Raw genomic sequence first — 22,735 nt, 5'->3', positions numbered from 1 at the left:
GAGTGATGCTGGCCTAGCCGCGCAGGGTTCCGCCGGTCGCCTTGCCCACGGCGGCGATGACCTTGGCGCTGACCGCCTCGATCTCCTTGTCGGTCAGGGTCGCGTCGGTGGGTTGCAGGCGCACCGCGATGGCGACGGATTTGCGCCCCTCACCCATCTGCGCGGCGGCCTTTTCCCCGCCGAACACGTCGAAGACGCTGACATCGGCGATCAGCTTCTTGTCCGCACCCTTCGCTGCACGCACCAGCTTGTCCGCCTCGACATCGGCATCGACGACAAAGGCGAAATCGCGTTCCACCGGTTGTAGATCAGCCAATACCAGCGCGGCGCGGGTGGAGGATTTCTGCTTGGGGAACGGCACCTTGGCCGGGAACATGGTGAAGGCCACCGCCGCTCCCTTGATCCCCATCGCGGACAGGACGCGCGGGTGCAGTTCACCGAACACGGCGAGCGGGTTCTTCGGCCCCAGACCCAGCACGGCGGACCGGCCGGGATGGAACCAGTCGGGCGCGTTGCGCAGGGGCATCAGGCGATCAACCGGCGCGCCAAGCTCCGCCAGCAGTGCCTCCACATCCGCCTTCGCATCATAGAGGTCCACGGCCCGACGCGTGCCATGCGCATTGCGCGGCGCGGTGTGCCCGGTCAGCAAGCCGGATACGGAAAGCACCTCGTCCCCCGGCTCCCCTCCGTCAAAGGCGATGCCTGCCTCGAACAGAGCCAGATCGGCATAGCCCCGCGCCTGATTGCGCGCCGCAGCGGTCAGCAGGCCGGGCAGCAGATCCGGGCGCATGTGGCTCATCTCGGAACTGATGGGGTTTTCGAGCCGGACGTCCTCACCGCCCCCGCCAAACAGCGCCGCGTGATCCTGCTGGATAAAGCTGTAGGTGACGCATTCGTTGTAGCCCAGGCTGGCCACCTTGCGCCGCGCGGCGATCAGGCGGGTTTGCATCGGCGTCTGCACCGGTTGGGCCACGCCGGGCGACAGGCGGGGCATCGGCTTGCCTTCGAGTTTGGTGAGAGAGGCGACGCGGGCGACTTCCTCGACCAGATCGGCCTCACCATGCACGTCGGGGCGCCATGAGGGCACCGCCACCTCGACCGTGGTGCCGCTGTCCTTGCAGGCAAAGCCGAGAGCTTCGAGAATGCGGATCTGTTCGGTTCGTGCGATCTCCATCCCCACCAGGCTGACGACCCGTGTCGGATCCAGCGTATAGCTGCGCGCGGTATCGGGCACCGCGCCTGCCAGCACCACGTCCGAGGGGGTACCACCGCAAATGTCGAGGATCAGCTTGGTCGCAAGCTCGATCCCGTCGCGGGTGAAGGCCGGATCGACGCCCCGCTCAAAGCGATAGCGCGCGTCGGAATTGATCTTGAGCGCGCGCCCGGTATGCGCCGTGCGCACCGGATCGAACCACGCGGATTCGACGAAAACATCCGTCGTGTCCGCCGTGCAGCCGGTCACCTCACCGCCCATCACGCCGCCGATCCCCTCGGCCCCTGCATCGTCGGCCACGACGGTCATTTCGGGGGTCAGGGCATATTCCTTGCCGTCGAGGGCGAGGATACTCTCCCCCTCCTTGGCGAAGCGCACATGGATGTCGCCCGTCACCTTGCCAGCATCGAAGACGTGCAGCGGGCGGGCGCGGTCATAGGTCACGTAGTTGGTGATATCGACCAGAGCCGAAATCGGACGCAGGCCGATGGCAATCAGGCGTTGCTGCATCCATTTGGGCGACGGTCCGTTCGTGACGCCCCGGATCATTCGTCCGGTGAAGAGCGGGCACGCGCCGCCTGCCACTTCGTCGGTCAGCGATACGGCGATGGGGCTGTCGAACGTACCCTTGATCTGCGCCACCCCGGCGGGCTTGAGCGTGCCGATGCCGCGAGCGGCAAGGTCACGCGCCACGCCCCGCACACCCAGTGCGTCGGGACGGTTCGGAGTAATCGCGATCTCGATGGTCGGATCGTTCATGCCGGCGAAGTCGATGTAGCGTTGGCCAACCTCGGCTGTTTCGGGCAATTCGATGATGCCGTCATGCTCGTCCGACAGTTCCAACTCCCGCTCGGACGCCATCATGCCGAAGCTTTCGACTCCCCGGATCTTGCCAACCTGAATGGTGGTGTCGAGGCCGGGAATATAGTCGCCGGGCTGGGCCACCACGACCTTGATCCCCGCGCGGGCATTGGGCGCCCCGCAGATGATCTGCTGCTCACCCTTGTGAGTTTCGACCGTGCACACGCGCAGGCGATCGGCGTCGGGATGGCTCTCCGCCGCCTTGACATAGCCGATGCGGAAGGTGCCGAGGCGATCGGCAGGATCGTCCACGCCCTCCACCTCCAACCCCAGATCGGTCAGCGCATCAAGAATTTCATCGAGGGACGCCTCGGTATCGAGGTGATCCTTCAGCCAGTTCAGGGTGAATTTCATAACTTTATCCTAGCGTATTACTGGACATACTTGGCACTCTTGATTTGCCTCGATACCCGAATATGGACCATCCAAACGCATCTCGACGCATTTCCAAAATTACATCATTTTGTGCTCGCGCTAGCTCTTTGTACTTCGGGTGCAGTGGTGGACTGGATGGTGACAACTCTGCATCAGCCTCGTGAAATTTTGCGATGTATGCGCTAATTGCGAGAGTCACATTTGGCGATCCATAGAATAGGACAGGTCCATATACTCGTCCTAATGCCTCGGCCCGTTTAAGATCCAACTCCGAAGACCAATCGGAGTAAGCATCGTTCGGAACGGGACCTTCGGTAAGAAACGCCTCATATACACGACGCTTTTCTTTAAGAACCGCTTGGGACTCCGAAAAAATTCGTCCGAAGATAAATCCTAACGCTGAGACCACAATCCCAATAGTAATTGTCGCCAACTCAAACACCAGCCTGCACCATCGGGCGGTCGAGCGCGCTGAAGCCGTAGTGGCGCAGCCAGCGCAAGTCGCTGTCGAAGAAGGCGCGCAGGTCGGGAATGCCGTATTTCAGCATCGCCATCCGGTCGATGCCCATGCCGAAGGCGAAGCCCTGAAACTTCGTCGTGTCGATGCCGCCGGATTTCAGCACATGCGGGTGCACCATGCCGGAGCCGAGGACTTCGAGCCAACTGTCGCCCTCCCCCACGCGGACCTGACCGTTTTCCCACGAACACTGGATATCGACCTCGGCCGAGGGTTCGGTGAACGGGAAGTGCGAGGCGCGAAACCGGGTGCGAACCTCACGTCCGAAGAAGGCGGAGAAGAATTCCTCAAGCGTCCATTTCAGATTCGCCATGGAGATGTCTTCGCCCAGGGCCAGCCCCTCGACCTGATGGAACATCGGCGTGTGGGTCTGGTCGTAATCGGCGCGATAGACGCGGCCCGGCGCGATGATGCGGCAGGGCGCGCCGTGTTTTTGCATGTGCCGGATTTGCACCGGGGAGGTGTGGGTGCGCAGGACGTGCGGCGGGCGGTCGTCGCCCTCGGCCCGTGCGGTGTAGAACGTGTCCATCTCCGCCCGCGCGGGGTGGTGCGAGGGAATGTTGAGCGCGTCGAAATTGTACCAGTCCGTCTCGATCTGCGGACCCTCGGCCACGGAATAGCCCATGTCCGCGAAAATCGCCGTAACCTCCTCGGTCACTTGGCTGATCGGGTGGATCGAGCCCTGGCGCATCGGGCGCGGGCTGAGGCTGACATCCATCCATTCGGAGCGCAAACGCTCCTCCAGCGCGGCGTTGGCGAAGCTTTCCTTGCGGGCCGCCAGGGCGGAGGTCAGTTCGTTCTTGAGCGCGTTGAGCGCGGGACCGGCGGTCTGACGCTCCTCGGGCGACATCTTGCCCAGTTCGCGCATTTTCAGGCTGACCTCCCCCTTCTTGCCGATGGCGGCGACGCGCGCCTCCTCCAGCGCGGCTTCATCGGAGGCGTCGGCGATGCGGGTCAGCCAGCTTTGGCGCAAAGTGTCGAGATCGGTCATGTGGCCCTCAGTCTGAACGTGCGCCGGAGGTACCACATAGACGTCCGAATGCAAGCTCAGCCACGATTTCGACGTTGGAAGAGCGGGCAACGCAAAAGCGAGCAAAAAGGAACACCAAACGCAAAAGGCCCCGCTGCCTTCGCAACGGAGCCTTTCGTGATATCTGCGACTGCGGTTTTACGCAGCGGCGGGGATGGCCGCCTTGGCCTGATCCACGATCGCGTTGAACGCGTCGGGCTCATGCACTGCCAGATCGGCCAGAACCTTACGGTCCACTTCGATGCCCGCCAGGTTCAGACCGTTGATGAAGCGGCTGTAGGTCAGCGCCTCGTCATGGGCGCGAACGCCGGCATTGATCCGCTGGATCCACAACGCGCGGAAGGACCGCTTGCGTGCCTTGCGGTCGCGGGTCGCGTATTGTTGCGCCTTGTCGACCGCCTGGGTTGCGGTGCGGAAATTGGTGGAACGCGCGCCGTAATAACCTTTGGCCTTTTTCAGGACCTTCTTGTGGCGGGCGTGGGTAACGGTACCAGACTTAACTCGTGACATTTATGCGCCCTCCTATCAGCGGTTATACGGCATGTACGTCTTCACGATACCTTCATCCTGCTTGGACAGGATGGTGGTGCCGCGCGCGTTGCGGATGAATTTGCGGGTACGCTTGATCATGCCGTGACGCTTGCCTGCCTGGCCAGCTTTCACGCGACCGGAGGCGGTCATCTTGAAGCGCTTCTTCGCGCTCGACTTGGTCTTCATCTTGGGCATTTCGATCTCCTTTCGAAGAGGTCGTGATGATGCGACTCGGCAGCCCTTGTTCGCCGGGCGCATCGGGATTGAGCGGTTGCTATAGGGCCGCGGGGCGTGAAGTGCAAGCGGCGATGGCCTGCACCCCCGCGCGCATCAAAAGATTTCGGCGGCCACCCGGATCAGCGCATGCATGACGGCGGTGAAACTGGCGGGCGCGGGAGTGGCAAGTTCGATATACAGGCCCATCCCAAGGGCGAGGCCGGACCATCCGGCGGCCCGGACCAATGTCCGCTGCCCACCGACCAGCGCCTCGACCGAACGGCCGATCATGCCCAGCGTCGCGAGGCCAAAGGCGAACAGCAGCCAGAGCAGACCCGTCATCCCTGCTCACCCTCATAGATTTCCTTCTCACGACAGGGCGCGACCCGCAGGATGTTCGTGGTGCCCGGTGTGTTGAAGGGCACGCCAGCCGTCACGATGATCTTGTCGCTCTCATCCGCGAACCCCTCGCTGACGGCGGCACGCACGGCGGCGACGACGGCCAGTTTGAACCGGTCCACAGGTGAGGTGACGACACAGTGCAGCCCCCACACCAGGCTGAGCCGACGCGCCGTGCCGATCAGCGGCGTCAACGCGATGACGGGCACGCGCGGTTTTTCGCGGCTGGCCAGGATCGCCGTCGTGCCCGATTGGGTAAACGAGCAGATCGCCTTGACCTCGATCGTTTCCGCGACTTCACGCGCGGCGGTGGTGATCGCGTCGGCCATGCCGCGGCTGGCGCGGGTGCGGCTGGCTTCGATGATCTGGCGGTACACCTCGTCCTGCTCAACCTCGACCGCGATGTTGTCCATGGTCTGAACTGCTTCCACCGGGTAATCGCCGGCGGCGGATTCCGCGGACAGCATGACCGCGTCGGCCCCTTCGTAGATCGCGTGGGCCACGTCGGAAACTTCGGCGCGGGTCGGAACAGGGGCGGAGATCATGCTCTCCATCATCTGGGTGGCGACGATCACAGGCTTGCCCAGTTCGCGGCATTTGCGAATCAACTTCTTCTGGATCGGAGGAACGGCCTGAACCGGCAGTTCCACGCCCAGATCGCCGCGCGCGACCATGATACCGTCGCTTGCCTCCAGGATTTCATCGAACGCGCGCACGGCGGCGGGCTTTTCGATCTTGGCGATCAGCGCCGCACGACCCTTGGCCAGGCTGCGGGCCTCCAGCACGTCCTCGGCCCGCTGGACGAAGCTCAACGCCAGCCAGTCCACGCCCAGATCACAGACGAATTCCAGATCGGCGCGGTCCTTCTCGCTCAACGCGGCGAGGGGCAGAACCACGTCGGGCACGTTGACGCCCTTGCGGTTGGAGATCTCTCCGCCGACCTCGACCACGCAATCGGCGCTTTCGCTGTCGCACGATTTCACACGCAGGCGGATCTTTCCGTCGTTCACCAGAAGAGTGGACCCCTCCTGCAAAGCCTCGAATATCTCCCGGTGCGGGAGCTGCACGCGCGTCGCGTCACCGGCCACGTCGTCCAGATCGAAACGGAAGGGCTGCCCCTCCTCCAACTCCACCGGGCCATCGGCGAAGGTGCCGCAGCGCAGCTTGGGCCCCTGAAGGTCGGCCAGAATGCAGATGGGCCGGCCCATCTCATGCTCAATTTCACGGATCAGCTGGTGCCGCTCGGAGATTTCCTCATGACTGCCATGGCTCATGTTCAGGCGGAACACATCGGCACCTGCGACGAACAGGGCCTTTATCATGGCGCGGCTCGAGGATGCAGGGCCAAGGGTAGCCACGATTTTCACTCGGCGGTCGCGTTTCATATCGTATTCCTTTTGTCCGGAGCCGGAAGCTCAAAGCGGTTCGGTCGCCTCGGTCTTTACTGGTCCAAACCTGTCATGTCGCGCAAAAAGCAGGACATATCCTGTCTTTTTGAGGGCTGTACGACTGGAATAGCATCTCTCCCGGCGCTACACACCGAAAACAATCAGACCGGAGCGGCCCAGATGATCCTTGACAGCCACGAGATTCACCAGGGCGGCTCGAACGAACGGATCATCCTGACCTGCGACCATGCCTCGAACCGCGTGCCCGACGCCATCGGCGATATCGGGCTCAGCGAACAGGACATGGCACGGCACATCGCCTACGACGTGGGTGCGCGGGGCGTCACGCTCGCGCTGGCCGACATGCTGGGGGCCACGGCAATCCTGTCGCGGTTCAGCCGCATCGTGATCGACCCCAACAGGTCGGAGCGTGATCCGACACTTGTGCGCCGCATCTACGACCGCTCCGTCATCGAGGGGAATCGCCACGCCGATGCCGCAGAGGTCGCACGCCGGATCGAGGCCTATTTCCGCCCCTATCATGACGCCATCGACACCCACATCGCGCGAAACCGCGCCGGGGGCGTCACCCCGGCCATTGTCGCGATACACTCCTACACCCCGCAATTGATCGGGCGTCCGCCCCGCCCGTGGCATGTCGGCATCCTGTGGGACGAAATCGACGGGCGCATGGCCCTGCCGATCATCGCGGCCCTGCAGGCGGAGGGATTCTGCGTCGGGAACAACGAACCGTATCCCGGTAAATATGGCGACGACAGTCAGGACCGCCACGCGATGCAACAAGGGCTTCCCAACGTCCTGATCGAGATCCGCAACGATCTGATCGCGGATGAAGCCGGGCAGAACGCCTGGGCCGCACGGCTTGCGCCGCATCTCGAACGGATCGTGTCGGGTCTGTAATTGGTCGGGCTACTGGAAATATGGGCCCGTGCCGCCCTACATCGAGTATGAAACGGAGGACTGACATGGACGACCGGACGCAAATCGAACTCGAAGCCGCCGCCTTTCGCCGCCTGCGCGATCATTTGCGCAGCCGCACCGACGTGCAGAACATCGACATGATGAACCTGACCGGGTTTTGTCGGAATTGCCTGAGCCGCTGGTATCAGGAGGAAGCAAACGCCCGAGGCATCGAGATGGACAAGACCGAGGGGCGCGAAATCGTCTATGGCATGCCCTATTCCGAATGGGTCGAGAAATATCAATCCGAAGCGACGGACGCGCAGAAGGCTGCCTTCGCCACTGCGCCAAAGGCGCATTGATAAGTACTGCCAAAGGCGCACTGAATAACACCACCAATGGCTCAGAAGGTCATCGCGGCACGACGCATCACTGCGCAGTGCCGCAGGCATGTTCGCTCAAATCGCGGCGGCCCGCGCCTTTGCGACGTACAATTCCCGCAGGCGTTTCGCGATCGGGCCGGGCTTGCCATTGCCCAGCGTGACGCCGTCAACCTCGACCACCGGCATGACGAAGGAGGACGCGGCCGTCACGAAGGCCTCCTGCGCGTCGCGCGCCTCATCCGGCGTAAAGGCGCGTTCCTCCACCCGGATCTGCGCCTCCGCCGCCAGTTGCAGAACGGCGGCGCGGGTGATGCCGTGCAGGATCGAATTGCTGAGGTTGCGGGTGACGATGGCCCCGTCCTTGGTCACGATATAGGCGTTGTTGGATGTTCCTTCCGTGATGTGTCCATCCTCAACCATCCATGCGTCGTCGCATCCCAGCGCCTTCGCGGCCATCTTGCACAGTGACGGGGCGAGCAACTGCACCGTCTTGATGTCGCGCCGGCCCCAGCGAATGTCATCGACGAACGCGATTTTCAGACCCGTGGCCGCCGCCGGGGCATTCACCAGATCCCGGGCCTGCGTGAACAGCACCAGCGAGGGTTTGGTATCCTTGGGAAACGCGAAATCGCGATCCGCCGCGCCGCGCGTGACCTGAAGGTAGATCATCCCCTCGACCAGATCGTTATCGGCAATCAGGCGGCGATGGATCGCCTCCATCTCCTCCTGCGAAACCGGCGCGTCCATCTGCAATTCGGACAGCGAGCGGCCCAGCCGGGTCATGTGACCGGGAAAGTCCACCAGCTTGCCATCCAGGACCGACGTCACCTCGTAGACCCCGTCCGCGAACAGGAACCCCCGGTCGAAAACCGAGATTTTGGCGTCTTCCTCGGGCACGAACTCCCCGTTGACGTAAACGATGCGCGACATGCTTATCCCCAAAGCTCGGGGCGTGGGGGCTGAACCTCCGCGCCGATGAAATCGAGCGGGGGATTGCGATCCTCCGCCAGCAGAAGCGGCCCGTCCAGATCGACGATCTCCGCCCCTTGGGCGACCAGAACCGCAGGTGCCATGGCAAGGGAGGATCCGACCATGCAGCCCACCATCACCTGAAACCCGGCAGTGCGCGCCGCGTCGTAGAGCGACAGCGCCTCGGTCAGACCGCCGGTCTTGTCCAGCTTGATGTTGACCATGTCGTATTTGCCCTTCAGCGCGTCCAGACTGCCGCGATCATGGCAGCTTTCGTCGGCGCAGACCGGCAGCAGCCGGTCGAGATGCAGCAGCGCGTCATCCTCACCCGCCGGAAAGGGCTGTTCGACCAGTTCGACGCCCAGTGCGACCAGTTGCGGGGCCAATGCCTCATACTGCGCGGCGCGCCACCCCTCGTTCGCATCCACGATGATGCGGGCGTCGGGCGCGCCGGCGCGGACGGCGCGGATACGGGCGAGGTCATCCGGCCCGCCGCCAAGTTTGGTCTTGAGCAATGGGCGCGCGGCATGTTTCGCCGCACTCGCCCGCATCGCATCGGGTTTCGCGATCGACAGGGTAAAGGCGCTGGTCACGGCGTGCGGTGCGGGCAGGCCCGCAAGCTCCCACACCGGACGCCCGGTCTGCTTTGCCCACAAATCCCACAACGCGCAGTCCACGGCATTTCGCGCCGCCCCGGCGGGCAGTGCCGCCTGCAAGGCGTGCCGTTCGATCCCGGGGTCCAGCCCGTCGATCTGTGCCAGCACAGACGCAATCGTCTCACCATAGCGGGCGTAGGGAACGCATTCGCCACGCCCCGCGACACCGTCGCGCGCGACCTCCACCGTGACGACCTTCGCTTCGGTCCGTGATCCGCGCGAAATCGTAAAGACCTCGGCCAGACGGAAGCTGTCCTCGCGCGCCCGGATCACGACAGCGCGTCCACCAGCCGCGCCGCCCCATGGCGGTACGGATCGACGGCGGGCAGGCCCATGCGCGCCTCGACCTCGGTGAGGTATTTCTCCGCCTCCGCGTCGGACAATGCGGCCGTGTTGATCGAGATCCCCACGACTTCACAAGCGGAATTGACCCGCCGTGCGAGGTGCAGCGCCGTGTCGCGCAGGTCTTCGAGTGTCGGCAGATCGTAATCGGGCAGACCGCGCATATGCGTGCGGGTCGGCTCGTGACACAGGATCAGGGCATCGGCCTGACCGCCATGCACCAATGCCATGGTCACACCGGAATAGGAGGCATGGAACAGGCTGCCCTGCCCCTCGATCAGATCCCAGTGATCCGCATCGTTGTCGGGGGTCAGCCATTCAACCGCACCGGCCATGAAATCCGCGATCACCGCATCCAGCGGCACGCCGTCACCGGTGATGAGGATGCCCGTCTGACCGGTGGCGCGGAACGTGCACTTCATGCCCCGTTCGCGCATCTCCGCATCCATGGCGAGGGCGGTGTACATCTTGCCGACCGAGCAATCCGTCCCGACGGCCAGGCACCGCTTTCCGGTCCGCTTCACGCCGCTGGCGATGGGGTATTTCACCGTCGGGATGCGCACATCATGCAATGTGCGCCCATGCTTGCGCGCCGCCTCGACCAGGGCCGGTTCGTCGCGCAGCAGATTGTGCAGCCCGGAGGCGATGTCCATGCCGGATGCCAGCGCCTCGATCAGAACGTCCTGCCAGAGGGGGGAGACGACGCCCCCCCGGTTCGCGACGCCGATCACCAGCGTCTTGGCCCCCGCCTCGACCGCCTCTGCGATGGTCATGTCGGCCAGTTTCATATCCGCCTTGCACCCGTCCAGCCGGAACTGGCCGATCGCCATGTCCGGGCGCCAGTCGCAGATACCCTGCGCCACCTTCGCGGCCAGCGGGTCAGGCGCATCGCCCAGAAACAGAAGATATGGGGCGTCGATCATGGTGGCATCCTCGGCGTTAGATTCGTCTGACGCTAGGCCGTAGCCGAGGGGATGGTCAAACAGGAAAGCGCGCCAGACCGCTCAACAGATCACGCCGCACGCGGTGAAGGGACGGTTCGGGGCGGACTGCCCATTTGCGCGCCATGCAAAACCGGATTCGGCTGCACCTCATCAGGCGTCGCGCACAGGCCCCGGCGATACATCCAGCGCCCGGCCCCGGGCAAGGCGGTCAACAGGGCGAACGGAATCGCCAGCGCCAGCCCCGCCAGAACGGGGGCGGCCCATGGCAACGCCGCAGGCTCAAGCCACAGCAACAATCCCCCCAGCACCGATCCCGCAACCGTTTGCGGCCAAAGCCCTGCCACCGCATCGCGCCACGGCAAGGCATGGGGATCACGGTTCTGCCCACCCCAGATCACGGATCGCCCGAACGCCAGACCGATCAGAAACAGCGTCACGCGGAATGCCACAACCGGGGCCAACAGCATGGAAAAGACAGTTTCCGTCAGCGCCCCCAGTGCGAAGCGGACCCTCCCGCCATAGCTGGCGACAGCGCCCGGTCGCAATGCCACGTCGATCCAGCCTGCGATCTTGGGGAACAGGCTCATCCCGATCATCACGAAGAACATGGACAGCCCGAAGGCCACATTCACCTGCTGGTCCAGCCCGTGCATCAGCTTCAACGCCGCGGCCCCGGTTATCAGCATCCAGGCGGGCGCACCGAAATACATCATCATCGCCGCGAATATCTGAAACCTGCTCATCGGTTTCAGGCCGCGCCAGAACAGGATGCGCCCATACTGCATGTTGCCCTGACACCAGCGAAGGTCACGTTTCGTGAAATCGAGCAAGGTCGGCGGGTTTTCCTCCCAGCTTTCCCCCTCCACCGGCATGATACGGCATTCGAAACCCCCGCGACGCATCAGCACGGCCTCGACCTGATCGTGGCTGAGGATATGCCCGCCCAGCGGACTGCCCCCCGGAAGCGTGGGCAAGCGGCAATGCTTGCGGAATGCATTGACGCGAATCAATGCGTTGTGGCCCCAATACGGCCCGCAATCGGCATGCCACCACGCCGCGCCAAGCGTGAAGCTGCGCATCCCGTGCCGCATCCCGAACTGAAAGATCCGCGCGAAGGCCGAGGTCGCAGGCGCGCCCACGACGAGGCTCTGCAAAATTCCGATCCGGGGATGTGCCTGTAGAATACGCACCATGCGCACCATTGCCGCACCCGACATCAGGCTGTCAGTATCGAGCGGCAGGAAATAGTCATAGCGGCGTCCCCAGTGGCGCAGGAAATCGCGCAGATTGCCGGATTTGTACCCGACATTATCCGTGCGCCGGCGATAGATCGCGGTCGGACCGAGCAATCCCTGGGCCTTATCGAAGGCTTGGCGTTCCTGCCGCGCGATCTGCTCATCGTCAGTATCGGACAGGATATAGATATCGAAATGGCCGCCCCACCCTGTCGCATCCAGCGATCTGCGCATCTCGACCAACCGGGCGATGGAGGGTTCGGGCGGCTCGTTTCGCAAGAACATCGTCAGGGCCGTGCGGGTGCTGATCGGGGCCGTGGCATCAGCATCGACCATCTGGGGGGCCGCGCGTTCCAGCCCATCGCGAACCCCGTGCATCAGCCAAAGTCCGATCACCGCGTTCCAGAACCCCATGATGGTCCACGGCGCGCCGATACAGACGCATACGACGATCACGATATCCGTGACGTTCCAGCCCCCGACGCCGAAAACCACAACCAGCCCCGCCAGAACCGCCAGCATCGACACAAAATTCAGTGCGAAGACGATCCGTCGGCGACGCGTGACGATGCGCCGATCCTGAAGACCCGCAGGCGTGCGCACATGCGCGAGACCGGCATCTGCCCCTACCGGGTGGACGTGTTCGATCATGAGGTTACTCTTTGCATCGGTCGGAACGGGGACAAGACATGCGCGCGCAGGCGATCTGGTACACGGGACAAGGCAGCGGCGTCGAGATCCGCGAGGGTGCTCTGGGCACCGGTGAGTTGCTGTTGCAGACAGTCGCATCCGGCCTGTCGCGCGGAACGGAGCGGATCGTCGCCGCCGGTCTGGTTCCACGCTCGGAATGGCAGCGGATGGCCCTGCCCAATCAGGAGGGGGATTTCGCCCTGCCGATCAAATACGGATATGCCTGCGTCGCCCGTGTGATCGAGGGACCGTCCGACATCCGGGATCGCAATGTGTACACGATGCATCCGCATCAGACCTTCTTTCGTGCCGACCGCAACGCGGTGCATGTGTTGCCAACGGACCTGCCCGTCAGGCGCGCGACTCTCGCCGCGAATATGGAAACCGCGCTGAACGCGATCTGGGATGCCGAACTGCCCCCCGGCGCCCGCGTCGCCGTGATCGGGGGCGGTCTGGTCGGTTGTCTGGTGGCTTATCTGGCGCGCACTATCGCAAAAGCGAATGTTACGTTGGTGGATAGGATAGGAGCCCGCGCAAAAACGGCGAGTGAACTTCGCGTGAGTTTCACCACCCGCGCGGAAACATTGTCCGAGTGTCACACGGTATTTCATACCTCGGCAAGCGAATCCGGGTTGAGCGCGGCAATCCATGCGCTGGCGTTCGAAGGTCAGGTGATCGAGATGAGCTGGTACGGCGACCGTCAGATCACGGTCCCCCTTGGCGGGGCGTTCCACGCGCAACGCCTGTCGATCCGCTGTTCGCAAGTCGGCCATGTCGCGCGTTCGCACCGATCCACAACCAGCTACGCCGACAGGATTCGCACCGCGATAGGATTGCTTGACGACACGGCCCTCGACGTGTTGCTGACCCACGAGGTCGCGTTTGAAAATGCCGAGCGTGACATTCCCCCCCGGATCGCCCCGGATGCCGACGGCATCGCGACCGCGATCATATATTGAAAGGATATTCGGATGTTTGCAGTGGAGGTTCGCGATCACATCATGATCGCCCACAGCCTGAAGGGCGACGTATTCGGCCCGGCCCAGGCGATGCACGGCGCGACCTTTGTCGTGGACGTGACGTTCTTCCGCGAAACCCTGTCCGAGGATAACATCGTCGTGGACATGGGCCGTGCGCACGATGTGCTCAAGGCGGTCCTGTCACCATTGAACTACAGCAATCTGGACGAGGTTTTCCCCGGCAAGGTCACGACCACGGAATTCCTGTGTCACCACATCCACGGCGAAATCGCGCAGGCGGCGGCGCGCGGTGCGCTTGGCCCTGGCGCGGATGGGTTGAGCGCCCTGCGCATCACCCTGAACGAGAGCCATGTGGCAAAGGCCTGGTACGAGGCCGCCCTTTGACAGGCACCTTCGCGATCCCCGGCGACCTGAACACGACCAGCGGCGGCTACGCCTATGATCGTGCGGTGCTGCGTGAACTGCCGGACCTGACACATCTGGCGCTGCCGGGCGGGTTTCCGTTCCCCTCGGACGGGGATGTGGCGCACAGTCTCGATCTGCTGAAGGGCGCGCACGGCCCGCTTCTGATCGACGGGCTGGCCTTCGGCGCGTTCCCGCAGGAAGCGCTGAGCGCCCTGCCAAACCCGATCGTGGCATTGTGTCACCACCCCCTCGCGTTGGAAACGGGGATCGCGCCCGAAACGGCGAAACAGCTCATGAGCAGCGAGCGCGCCGCCCTGCAACGCGCCGCAGCGGTGATCGTGACCAGCACGACGACGGCCCGGACCTTGCACGATCTGTACAATGTGGACGAAAGCCGCATTCATGTGGCCGAGCCGGGATTGGATCCTGCCCCTGTCGCCCCACGCACGGGAACGCCGCCCATCATCCTGACCGTCGCATCCCTGACCCCGCGCAAGGGGCACGACGTGCTGATCGAGGCGCTCACCTCGATCAGCGATCTGCCGTGGCGGGCCATCTGGGCGGGGCCGAAACCTGACGCGGAATGGTTCGACACTTTGCAAACATTGATCGCGGAGACCGGCTTGCACGACCGGATCGAACAGATCGGCCCCATTTCACAGCAAGCGTTGACCGATTTGCGCAGCCAGGCGGATCTGTTTTGCCTGCCCTCCCACTACGAGGGTTACGGCATGGCCTTTACCGAGGCGATGCTGAGCGGTCTGCCCATCGTCGGATGCGCAGGCGGCGCAGTCAGCGACGTGGTTCCCGGCACGGCCGGGCTGCTGACCGAACCGGGCGATGCACGCGCGCTGGCACGCTCACTGCGGGCGGTGCTGACCGACGGGCAACTGGCCGAACGGCTGGCCAGCGGCGGGCGGGCCCACGCGCTGTCCCTGCCCGGCTGGCCGGATACGGCGAGCGTGATCCGCGATGTTCTGAACCGGGTGGCGACATGAGTTTTTCCATCGACTGGCTGAACTTGCGCGAACCCGCCGACAGTCGCGCCCGCGACAGCGCCCTGATCGCCAGACTGACCGATTGGACCGCCGGACGGCCTGTTCGCGTTCTCGATCTAGGCAGCGGCACCGGATCGAGCTATCGCGCATTGGCACCCGCGCTGGGGGGCCATTGGACCCTGACGGATATCGACACCGCCCTGCTGGCAGAGGCCCACCGCCGCCATGGCGATGAGCCGACCTTCGCCCCGGCACGCCATCTCGATCTGGTTCAGGATCTGGAGGCCGTGATCAGCGATGTTCGACCCGATATCATCTGCGGCTCCGCGCTGATCGACCTTGCCTCCTCGACATGGCTCGACCGATTGGCCTGTGCCCTGCCACGCGGGACGGCGCTCTACATGGCGCTCAGCTATGACGGGGTGGAGGTCTGGACGCCGGAGCCACCGCATGAGGGCGTGGCGCAAGCCGCCTTTCTGGATCATCAGCGCACGGACAAGGGGTTCGGCCCCGCCATGGGCCCGGACGCCGCGCGATACCTGGCAGAAAAGCTGGCTGGCGAGACGCACCGCGTCTGGCTGGGCGACAGCCCGTGGATACTGGACGGTAAGGAACGCGACCTGATCTCAGCCCTCGCCGCCGGATCCGCCGAGGCTGTCGCGCAAAGTGGCGCTTTGACCGACGCGCAGCTAGAGGACTGGGCCGCCGGCAGGGCCGCGGCGGATCATGTGCGCATCGGTCATACCGATCTGCTGGCCCTGCCGCGCGACTAACCCAGCATCCGCCGCAGCAAGCCGTCCTTCTTGACGAACCCGTGATAAAGCGCCGCACCGATATGGGCGATCAGCAGCACGATCACGATCTTGGCCGCCAGTTCGTGCAACTCGAAGGCATTCTCCGCCAGCGGGCGGTTCTGCGCCACGATGGGCGGCACCTGAAACAGGCCGTAAAACGGCAAAGGCGCGCGATACGCGCTGACCCCGACCCATCCCAGAACCGGCATGATGACCAGCAGCGCATAGAGCAGACCGTGAACCGCGCCCGACCCTGCTTTCTCCGCCTTGGTCAGGGGGGCACGATATGGTGGTTTGGGTTGAAGAAATGCCAGCACGATCCGGATCACCATCAGGCACAGGATGAGGATCCCGGTGCTTTTGTGCAGATCGTACATCACGTCGAACGATCCGGTTCCCAGAATGCCCTCGATCACGGGCTTGTTGTCGAAATCGGTAAAGATCATCCCATAGGGCAGCATCAGCAGGACCAGAACCGCGATGATCCAGTGCAGGGCACGGCGCGCGGCCGGGTAGGTGTAGGTCATTCGTCCCTCTCCCAATTCTGGCGCAGATCGCAGGTGAACAGGACATCCCCGTCATCGAAGACGTGAACCCCGGTTTGCGGCCTGCGGGCCTCCTTCAGGCTTTCGACAGGCTTCAGCGCCAGACCGGCCTTGCCCGAACCCAGGATCATCGGAGCCATGAGGATATGGAGCAGATCGACCGCGTCCGCGTCAAGGAATCGTGCAAGCGTGTCCGCCCCGCCCTCCACCAGCAAACGCTGCAATCCCATCGCGGACAGGGCCGCGACGATGGCCCCAGGGGGCAACTGGCCGTCACGCGGATCAATGCGGATCGGGGTCGCCCCGTCGGGAACGGCGACGCCCGGACTGGTCACGACGAATACCGGCGCCTGTCCATCACCGAACAGCCGCAGCCCGGCGGATGCGCGGCCCTTGGGGTCAATCACCACCCGCGCAGGATGTGCCCCATCGACCCGACGGACCGTTAGTTGCGGGTCGTCCGCCATCGCGGTGCCGACCCCGACCAGCACGGCATCGACCTGCGCGCGCAATCTGTGCAGATGGTCCAGTGCCGCGCTGCCATTGATGTATTTCGAGGCCCCCGTGACCGTCGCGATGCGACCGTCCAGCGTCTGCCCCAGTTGCGCGATCACCACCGGCCCCGTCTCACATCGACGTGGCAGCAGCGGTGTGACAGGCTTGGTGGAGATATCCATGGCGTTCCTCTGTTTCGCCATGACCTAGCGCGCAAGGGCACCACGCCCAACTTCGGGCGCATCTGTCGCGGGTGCGGTGCCGCGCCACGGACTGCCCTTGATCCAGCCGACAAAGTAAGCCGTCGCGATCAGCATCCCCATGCCAAAGCAGTTCACCAGCCACCACGACCAGGGCGCACGCCCAATCACGTCCAGCAACAAGCCGTCGATCTGGCTCAGCGGGATCGACACCATGAAACAGGCGAGGCTTTGCGTCCCGACCTTGCGAATGACGGGCACGACATACCCGACCAGATCATGCGTGACCCAGTGACGGGCGGCCTCGCCAATCGCCGCCCACAGCAGCACGATCGCGGCGATCAGATGCGCGATCTGCAACAGCCCGATGCGATCCGGATGGGCAAACAGGCTTATGCCCAGCAGGGCCGGTGCCCGGTCGTCCAGCAACCAGACGAAGAAATCGTTCAGCGGCGGGACGTGGTTTCTGATCGAATCGACATAGGTGTAGGGAACGGTCAGCACCAGCACCACGCCTGCCAGGGCGAGCGCCAGCGGCTTCGCCGCTCGCGGGGCCGCGAAACCCTCGCTCAACCGCCTGCCGCCGGTGCCCACCAGCATCCACGCGATATAGGCGGTGGCCAGAAAATGCAGATATCGCAACGCGCCCTGTTCCGTTTTCCACCACAGAGGGCGGATGGCGTCGCGCGTTGCCTCGATCCAGTTCTGGACCGCCCATTCATCGGGCAGATACAGGCCGCGATGGATCTTGAACCACGCGAACGGCACAACCATGAGGACGAACACAACTGCCACCCAAAACAGCCTGCGACTGCGCGGCGGGGCGGGCACCCATTTCATGCCGAGGACGAAGCCGCTGAAAAAGACGATCTGCCACGCGAATGGATTGAAGAACCAGCGCCCATCACCCCATGGATTGCCGGGCAGGCTCAGAAAGGACAGCGCTTGTCCTGTCACGTAAAGTCTTTCTCCGAAGGTGCCCAGCGGGGCGGGGTCTTCCACCTCCAGTGCCCAGCCCGACAGGTTGGCGCACAGCCACATTGCGCCCACGGCGATTAGGACAGCTGCGGTTCCCAGCGCTCGATGGATCAACATCACAACCGGAATCATCGCCAGGATAGCGATATACATCGGCAGGATGTCGAACAGCCCCGGCACATAGCCGAGCGTCAGAAGACCCAGCAAAGCCTCGCCCGTCTGGGTAAAGAACGGCACGATATAGGGTCGTTCGATATAGCGGACCGCCGGGTCGCCCATACCGAAATGGTCGATGGAAAAAAGCAGCAGCGCCGTGACCAGAAAGATGCCGATATGCGCCCAGTAGACTTGCCATATTCGGTGCGCGATCCGGGCCGTGCCCAGCCACCATCCCGCCCTGGCGAAGATGCCGCCAAAGGCCAGCGCCGACGCCATGCCCGAGCAGAAGACGAACAGATCCGCCCCGTCCGAGAATCCGAACCGCGCGGGAACCCACAACGTCCACGTATTGCCGGGCGTATGCGCCAGCAGGATGACGAACATCGCCAGCCCGCGAAAGAAATCCAATCTGGGATCGCGATATTTCGCGGGTGTGGCCAGCGGGGTAGCAGATTGAGCTGTGGTCATTTGCGCCGTCTCTCAATGCCCCGGGGACAGGCCGCCACGGATCGGGTCGTGCGCGCGCGACTGATCGGTCGGAACGCCATGCTCATCGAGGTCCGGCATCGCAGCAATCCATTCCATCTAAGTGATCGACGAGTGTGCATTCGCCAGCACGTTGGCATCATGCCGAGGCCACGCACCCGCCTGTGATGCCACTGCCCGGGCAAGAGCGACTTATGGAAACCGTGCCCCGGACAGCAATACCGGGACCACAATATCGGTTCTATCCGGTAGACACACCTGCCCCCGACAGGTCCGCCGCGATTATCGCAACAGGGCTATGGGCGCGTTCTCCTCCCGAACGTAGTCCAAGGGGGCCTTTGGTGAGACCTGCGTCCACCGCTTGTACTCGTAGCGCATGATACGCCCCTCGCCCTCAGCTGCCACGATAAGGCAATCGGCGATATGACGCGAGCCATCCAGAACGGCCACAGCACCGCGCAGGGGGGCCGCATCGGATGCGACGGAAAATCCAGTCTCGTCCAGGTCGATCACATCGACGACCAGCGACCCGTCACGCACACGAAGCCGGTGTTTGCGGTCGCTTGGCTCCACATGCCCAAGCTCCGCCACGATGTGTTCCGGCAGGTGAATGTCCATCTGATCCCCTCATTCGCGAAGCATGATCCGAGTTCGCATGACCAAACCGGATATATTAAGTCGTCTTACCCCAACACGAAGAAAGATTCGTGTCGACCCACCAAATAGGCGCATATCGCGCTGTCGGGCCGTAAACAGTTTAGCCCGAAACTTCGCCCTTATCAGCCGAGGACCTACGTCACATAATCAGCTGAACAGGGAGGTAGCATCATGGGCAAGCTGGTCGAAGGAAAATGGGTCAGTGAGGATTTGCTGGACCACACCGATGACGGTTCATTCGATCGCAAACCGACATCGTTTCACAACTGGATCACACCGGACGGAACCGCCGGGCCGTCGGGGCAGACGGGGTTCGCGGCGCAAAGCGGGCGATATCACCTCTATGTCTCATATGCTTGCCCATGGGCGCATCGGGCGTTGATCTTTCGCGTGCTCAAGGGGCTGACCGACCATATCAGCATTTCCGTCGTGCATCCCCACATGCTCGACGATGGATGGACCTTCGACGAGACGTTTCCCGGCGCGACGGGCGACACCCTGTTCGGCAAATCCTTCCTGCGCGAGATCTATATCAAGGCCGATCCAGACGTTTCGGGCCGGGTGACCGTGCCCGTTCTGTGGGACAAGCAGACCGGCACCATCGTCAACAACGAAAGCTCCGAGATCATCCGCATTTTCAACGATGCGTTCGACGGTTTGACAGGCAACACCCTCGATTTCTGGCCGCAAGACCTGCGTGAGGAGATGGAGCCGGTAAACGCGCGCATCTACGAAACGCTGAACAACGGCGTTTATCGTGCTGGTTTCGCCAAGACCCAATCCGCCTATGATGAGGCTGTGGGTGCCCTCAACGATACGATGAACTGGCTGGAGGATCGCCTCACCACGCGTCGTTACCTGATGGGCGCGCGGATAACCGAGGCGGACTGGCGGCTGGCCGTCACGCTGTTCCGCTTCGATCTGGTCTATCACGGGCACTTCAAGTGCAATCGCGCCAAGCTGATCGAATATCCGCATCTGTGGGACTATACACGGGAACTGTACCAGTGGCCCGGTGTCGCGGAGACGGTTCATTTCGACCATATCGCGCGGCACTATTACTACAGTCATGCAAATATCAATCCGCACCGGATCGTTCCCGTCGGGCCGAACACCGACTGGACGCGCCCGCATGGTCGCGGCCCAGACGTGCCTGACAGCCCTGAAGGGCAGAATGGGTGAGTGACAATCGGTTGGGGCAAACGGCCTGTCGGCTGTTCGCATCCCTGACCTGACGCCGATCCGCCCCCCGGCCAAGATCGGCATCGCCCTTCTTCAGGGCCTGTCACTCACCCCCCGCAGCACTCCTTCCCCACGTCGGAAGCGCTTGCCCTTGAACCCGCCTGAACTGCATGGTCCTGTGACCCTAGCATCCGAGGCGGACTTCTAACAACCCTGAGGTTATTTGAATAATCATGATTCGACCAGAGCGTGAGCACGGCGGAGATCTGGATCGTGCTATCGCGTGTCATGGGGGCACACGCGCGGGATGGCTCGATCTGTCCACCGGCATCAATCCCAATTCCTATCCGATCCCCCCCATCGACATGTCGAGCTGGACCGACCTGCCGGACCGCGCCGCATTCGCGGCGCTGGAGGACGCGGCGCGCGTTTTCTGGGCCATACCTGATGAGGCCGAGGTCGTCATAGCGCCCGGCGCCTCGGCCCTGATCGCGGCCATGCCGGCCCTGGCCGGGGCGGGTCCGGTGCATGTCTCGGGCCCTACCTATAACGAGCATGCCGCGGCCTTTCGCGCAGCGGGCTTCGCGGTGGAGGATACGGAACCGTCGCAAGTGGTTCCGGCCACGCGGATCGTTGTTCACCCCAACAATCCCGACGGACGGCTGCACCGGGTGACACCGCATGACACAACCCTGACAATCGTGGATGAGAGCTTCGCGGATGTCGGCTGTGCCTCACATGTCGCGCATGCCAGCCACCCGAACTTCGTCGTGCTCAAAAGCTTCGGGAAGTTTTGGGGCTTGGCTGGCCTGCGCTTGGGCTTCGCGATCTGCTCGCAGGAAAATGCCCGTCTGTTGCGGCAGCATCTGGGGCCGTGGGCGGCCTCCGGCCCTGCCTTGACGATCGGCACGCAAGCCCTGAGCGACCCCGACTGGGCCGAGGATACGCGGGTTCATCTGGCGTCGATGGCGGGTCATCTGGACCGGGTGATGACGATGAGCGGCGCGCGCATCGTAGGTGGCACCAGCCTGTTTCGGCTGTATGTGGTGCACGACGGCCTCGCCACGCAGACCAGACTGGCCCGCCATCATATCTGGAGCCGCGTGTTCGAGGACCGGCCCGACTGGATCAGGCTGGGCCTGCCCGCCGATGCGTCCGGGCTGGAGCGTATTGCACGGGCGCTGGCGTGATCCTGACCGCCGCCCTGCTTCTGGATGCTCTGGTGGGTGAGCCGGCGTGGCTGTGGTCGCGCATCCCCCATCCCGCCGTCGGGATGGGACAGATGGTCGCCGCCTTGGAACGTCGCCTGAACGACCGTTCACGGCGCGCGGGCGTGCTGGCGCTCTGCCTGCTGCTGCTCGCATCCGGCGGGCTGGGATGGGTGCTGTCGTTCCTGCCCGGGCCGCTGCATATCGTGATCGTGGCGATCCTGCTGGCGCAGCGCAGCCTGACCACGCATGTCCGTGCGGTGGCTGAGGGCTTGGATGCCGGGTTGGACCAGGGGCGACACGCCGTCTCGATGATCGTGGGCAGGAACACTGAAACGCTCGACGAAGCAGCGATTGCACGGGCGGCAATCGAAAGCGGGGCGGAAAACCTGTCGGACGGCGTCGTCGCGCCGGCGTTCTGGTTCGTACTGGCCGGGCTGCCCGGCTTGCTGATCTACAAGGCGGTGAATACGGCTGACAGCATGATCGGCCATCGCTCCGCCCGGTACGAGGCATTCGGCTGGGCCGCCGCCCGTCTGGACGATGTGATGAACCTGATCCCCGCCCGCCTGACAGGATGCCTGATCGCGGTCGCATCCCTGAACCGGGCGGTCTGGCCGGTGATGTGGCGCGATGCGCGGCGACATCGCTCCCCCAATGCGGGCTGGCCCGAAAGCGCCATGGCCGCCGCCCTGGGTCTGCGCCTGTCCGGACCGCGCGACTATGCCGAAGGGCCGTCGAACGACCCGTGGCTGAACCCGCAGGGCCGCGATCCCGCCCGGCGCGACATCGTGGCCGCGACCCGGCTGATGTGGCGGGCGTGGGGTTTGCTGACGGCTTTGCTGGCGGTGTTGAGCCTGATGCTTTGGCTGGCCTAGGGTCTGTCCCCATAATCAGGCTTCCCCATTCGTTCGTCGCGTGATTCAGTATCTCCGACAGAGGAGGTTGTGATGCGGCGACATGAACTGAGCGATGAGG

The 22,735-nt window shown here is 63.7% G+C and carries 23 protein-coding genes; 9 read left to right on the top strand and 14 right to left on the bottom strand.

Annotated elements, in window-relative coordinates; translation table 11 throughout:
* Nucleotides 1–13: 13 nt before the first annotated feature.
* The 6 genes from pheT to pyk all read right to left on the bottom strand — a co-directional run bounded on the left by pheT (nucleotide 14) and on the right by pyk (nucleotide 6,527).
* Entirely contained in the window at nucleotides 14–2,428 is a 2,415-nt protein-coding gene (pheT, locus tag H1S03_RS00115) for a phenylalanine--tRNA ligase subunit beta (protein WP_185802626.1), read from the bottom strand.
* A 455-nt stretch (nucleotides 2,429–2,883) separates the two neighbouring features.
* On the bottom strand, nucleotides 2,884–3,957 hold the full coding sequence (gene pheS, locus H1S03_RS00110; RefSeq protein ID WP_185802625.1) for a phenylalanine--tRNA ligase subunit alpha: 1,074 nt from the start codon (nucleotides 3,955–3,957) through the stop codon (nucleotides 2,884–2,886).
* Nucleotides 3,958–4,134: 177 nt separating this feature from the next.
* Nucleotides 4,135–4,506 (bottom strand): 50S ribosomal protein L20, encoded by a 372-nt coding sequence (gene rplT, locus H1S03_RS00105; protein ID WP_166193170.1) that lies wholly within the window; start codon nucleotides 4,504–4,506, stop codon nucleotides 4,135–4,137.
* Between the two features lie 15 nt (nucleotides 4,507–4,521).
* Nucleotides 4,522–4,722 carry a 50S ribosomal protein L35 gene (gene rpmI / locus H1S03_RS00100; protein WP_166193173.1) on the bottom strand — a complete coding sequence of 67 codons (201 nt, stop codon included), beginning with the start codon at nucleotides 4,720–4,722 and terminating at the stop codon, nucleotides 4,522–4,524.
* Between the two features lie 135 nt (nucleotides 4,723–4,857).
* Entirely contained in the window at nucleotides 4,858–5,085 is a 228-nt protein-coding gene (locus H1S03_RS00095) for a hypothetical protein (protein ID WP_166193176.1), read from the bottom strand.
* Nucleotides 5,082–6,527: a pyruvate kinase gene (gene pyk / locus H1S03_RS00090; RefSeq protein ID WP_185802624.1), complete on the bottom strand. Its 1,446-nt coding sequence runs from the start codon at nucleotides 6,525–6,527 to the stop codon at nucleotides 5,082–5,084. The genes H1S03_RS00095 and pyk overlap by 4 nt, the downstream gene beginning before the upstream one ends.
* Before the next feature lie 183 nt (nucleotides 6,528–6,710).
* Here pyk and H1S03_RS00085 point away from each other — a divergent pair, with 183 nt between their 5' ends.
* Nucleotides 6,711–7,451, top strand: a complete 741-nt coding sequence (locus H1S03_RS00085) for an N-formylglutamate amidohydrolase (protein WP_185802623.1) — start codon at nucleotides 6,711–6,713, stop codon at nucleotides 7,449–7,451.
* 65 nt (nucleotides 7,452–7,516) lie between these two features.
* Complete coding sequence (locus H1S03_RS00080) at nucleotides 7,517–7,813, top strand: DUF1244 domain-containing protein (RefSeq protein ID WP_166193185.1); 297 nt, start codon at nucleotides 7,517–7,519, stop codon at nucleotides 7,811–7,813.
* 96 nt (nucleotides 7,814–7,909) lie between these two features.
* On the opposite strand, the gene H1S03_RS00075 is transcribed toward H1S03_RS00080, so the two are convergent.
* From H1S03_RS00075 to mdoH, 4 genes are all read right to left on the bottom strand, one after another.
* A complete protein-coding gene (locus H1S03_RS00075) occupies nucleotides 7,910–8,764 on the bottom strand; it encodes a D-amino-acid transaminase (RefSeq protein ID WP_185802622.1) in 855 nt (284 codons plus the stop codon).
* A gap of 2 nt (nucleotides 8,765–8,766) precedes the next feature.
* Nucleotides 8,767–9,732, bottom strand: coding sequence for an N-acetyl-D-Glu racemase DgcA (gene dgcA, locus H1S03_RS00070; protein ID WP_185802621.1), 966 nt, complete (start codon nucleotides 9,730–9,732; stop codon nucleotides 8,767–8,769).
* Nucleotides 9,729–10,724, bottom strand: a complete 996-nt coding sequence (gene dgcN / locus H1S03_RS00065; protein ID WP_185802620.1) for an N-acetyltransferase DgcN — start codon at nucleotides 10,722–10,724, stop codon at nucleotides 9,729–9,731. Before dgcN ends, dgcA begins: the two co-directional genes overlap by 4 nt.
* An 89-nt stretch (nucleotides 10,725–10,813) precedes the next feature.
* Nucleotides 10,814–12,631: a glucans biosynthesis glucosyltransferase MdoH gene (mdoH, locus tag H1S03_RS00060; RefSeq protein WP_185802619.1), complete on the bottom strand. Its 1,818-nt coding sequence runs from the start codon at nucleotides 12,629–12,631 to the stop codon at nucleotides 10,814–10,816.
* A gap of 38 nt (nucleotides 12,632–12,669) precedes the next feature.
* Here mdoH and H1S03_RS00055 point away from each other — a divergent pair, with 38 nt between their 5' ends.
* Genes H1S03_RS00055 through H1S03_RS00040 form a run of 4 tightly spaced genes read left to right on the top strand, consistent with a single transcriptional unit; the run spans nucleotide 12,670 to nucleotide 15,826 of the window.
* Nucleotides 12,670–13,629 carry a zinc-dependent alcohol dehydrogenase gene (locus tag H1S03_RS00055; protein WP_185802618.1) on the top strand — a complete coding sequence of 320 codons (960 nt, stop codon included), beginning with the start codon at nucleotides 12,670–12,672 and terminating at the stop codon, nucleotides 13,627–13,629.
* Between the two features lie 12 nt (nucleotides 13,630–13,641).
* A complete protein-coding gene (locus tag H1S03_RS00050; RefSeq protein ID WP_166193204.1) occupies nucleotides 13,642–14,034 on the top strand; it encodes a 6-pyruvoyl trahydropterin synthase family protein in 393 nt (130 codons plus the stop codon).
* Nucleotides 14,031–15,053, top strand: a complete 1,023-nt coding sequence (locus H1S03_RS00045) for a glycosyltransferase family 4 protein (protein ID WP_185802617.1) — start codon at nucleotides 14,031–14,033, stop codon at nucleotides 15,051–15,053. The genes H1S03_RS00050 and H1S03_RS00045 overlap by 4 nt, the downstream gene beginning before the upstream one ends.
* Nucleotides 15,050–15,826 carry a class I SAM-dependent methyltransferase gene (locus tag H1S03_RS00040; RefSeq protein WP_185802616.1) on the top strand — a complete coding sequence of 259 codons (777 nt, stop codon included), beginning with the start codon at nucleotides 15,050–15,052 and terminating at the stop codon, nucleotides 15,824–15,826. The genes H1S03_RS00045 and H1S03_RS00040 overlap by 4 nt, the downstream gene beginning before the upstream one ends.
* Here H1S03_RS00040 and H1S03_RS00035 read toward each other — a convergent pair.
* From H1S03_RS00035 to H1S03_RS00020, 4 genes are all read right to left on the bottom strand, one after another.
* Complete coding sequence (locus H1S03_RS00035; RefSeq protein WP_185802615.1) at nucleotides 15,823–16,374, bottom strand: cytochrome b; 552 nt, start codon at nucleotides 16,372–16,374, stop codon at nucleotides 15,823–15,825. The genes H1S03_RS00040 and H1S03_RS00035 overlap by 4 nt on opposite strands.
* Nucleotides 16,371–17,090 (bottom strand): RibD family protein, encoded by a 720-nt coding sequence (locus tag H1S03_RS00030; RefSeq protein WP_221892543.1) that lies wholly within the window; start codon nucleotides 17,088–17,090, stop codon nucleotides 16,371–16,373. Before H1S03_RS00030 ends, H1S03_RS00035 begins: the two co-directional genes overlap by 4 nt.
* Before the next feature lie 3 nt (nucleotides 17,091–17,093).
* Nucleotides 17,094–18,692, bottom strand: a complete 1,599-nt coding sequence (locus H1S03_RS00025) for an OpgC family protein (protein ID WP_185802613.1) — start codon at nucleotides 18,690–18,692, stop codon at nucleotides 17,094–17,096.
* A gap of 300 nt (nucleotides 18,693–18,992) precedes the next feature.
* Entirely contained in the window at nucleotides 18,993–19,328 is a 336-nt protein-coding gene (locus H1S03_RS00020; RefSeq protein WP_185802612.1) for a hypothetical protein, read from the bottom strand.
* Between the two features lie 210 nt (nucleotides 19,329–19,538).
* Here H1S03_RS00020 and H1S03_RS00015 point away from each other — a divergent pair, with 210 nt between their 5' ends.
* The 3 genes from H1S03_RS00015 (at nucleotide 19,539) to cbiB (ending at nucleotide 22,635) form a co-directional block, all read left to right on the top strand.
* A complete protein-coding gene (locus tag H1S03_RS00015; protein ID WP_185802611.1) occupies nucleotides 19,539–20,549 on the top strand; it encodes a glutathione S-transferase family protein in 1,011 nt (336 codons plus the stop codon).
* A gap of 233 nt (nucleotides 20,550–20,782) precedes the next feature.
* Entirely contained in the window at nucleotides 20,783–21,739 is a 957-nt protein-coding gene (locus tag H1S03_RS00010) for an aminotransferase class I/II-fold pyridoxal phosphate-dependent enzyme (protein WP_185802610.1), read from the top strand.
* Nucleotides 21,736–22,635: an adenosylcobinamide-phosphate synthase CbiB gene (cbiB, locus tag H1S03_RS00005; protein WP_185802609.1), complete on the top strand. Its 900-nt coding sequence runs from the start codon at nucleotides 21,736–21,738 to the stop codon at nucleotides 22,633–22,635. The genes H1S03_RS00010 and cbiB overlap by 4 nt, the downstream gene beginning before the upstream one ends.
* Nucleotides 22,636–22,735 lie beyond the last annotated feature (100 nt).

The sequence above is a fragment of the Pontivivens nitratireducens genome (genome assembly GCF_014235845.1).
Classification (GTDB): Bacteria; Pseudomonadota; Alphaproteobacteria; order Rhodobacterales; family Rhodobacteraceae; genus Pontivivens; species Pontivivens nitratireducens.
The sequence above is the reverse complement of the archived record's forward strand: the minus strand, read 5'-3'. Positions and strand labels throughout refer to the sequence as shown.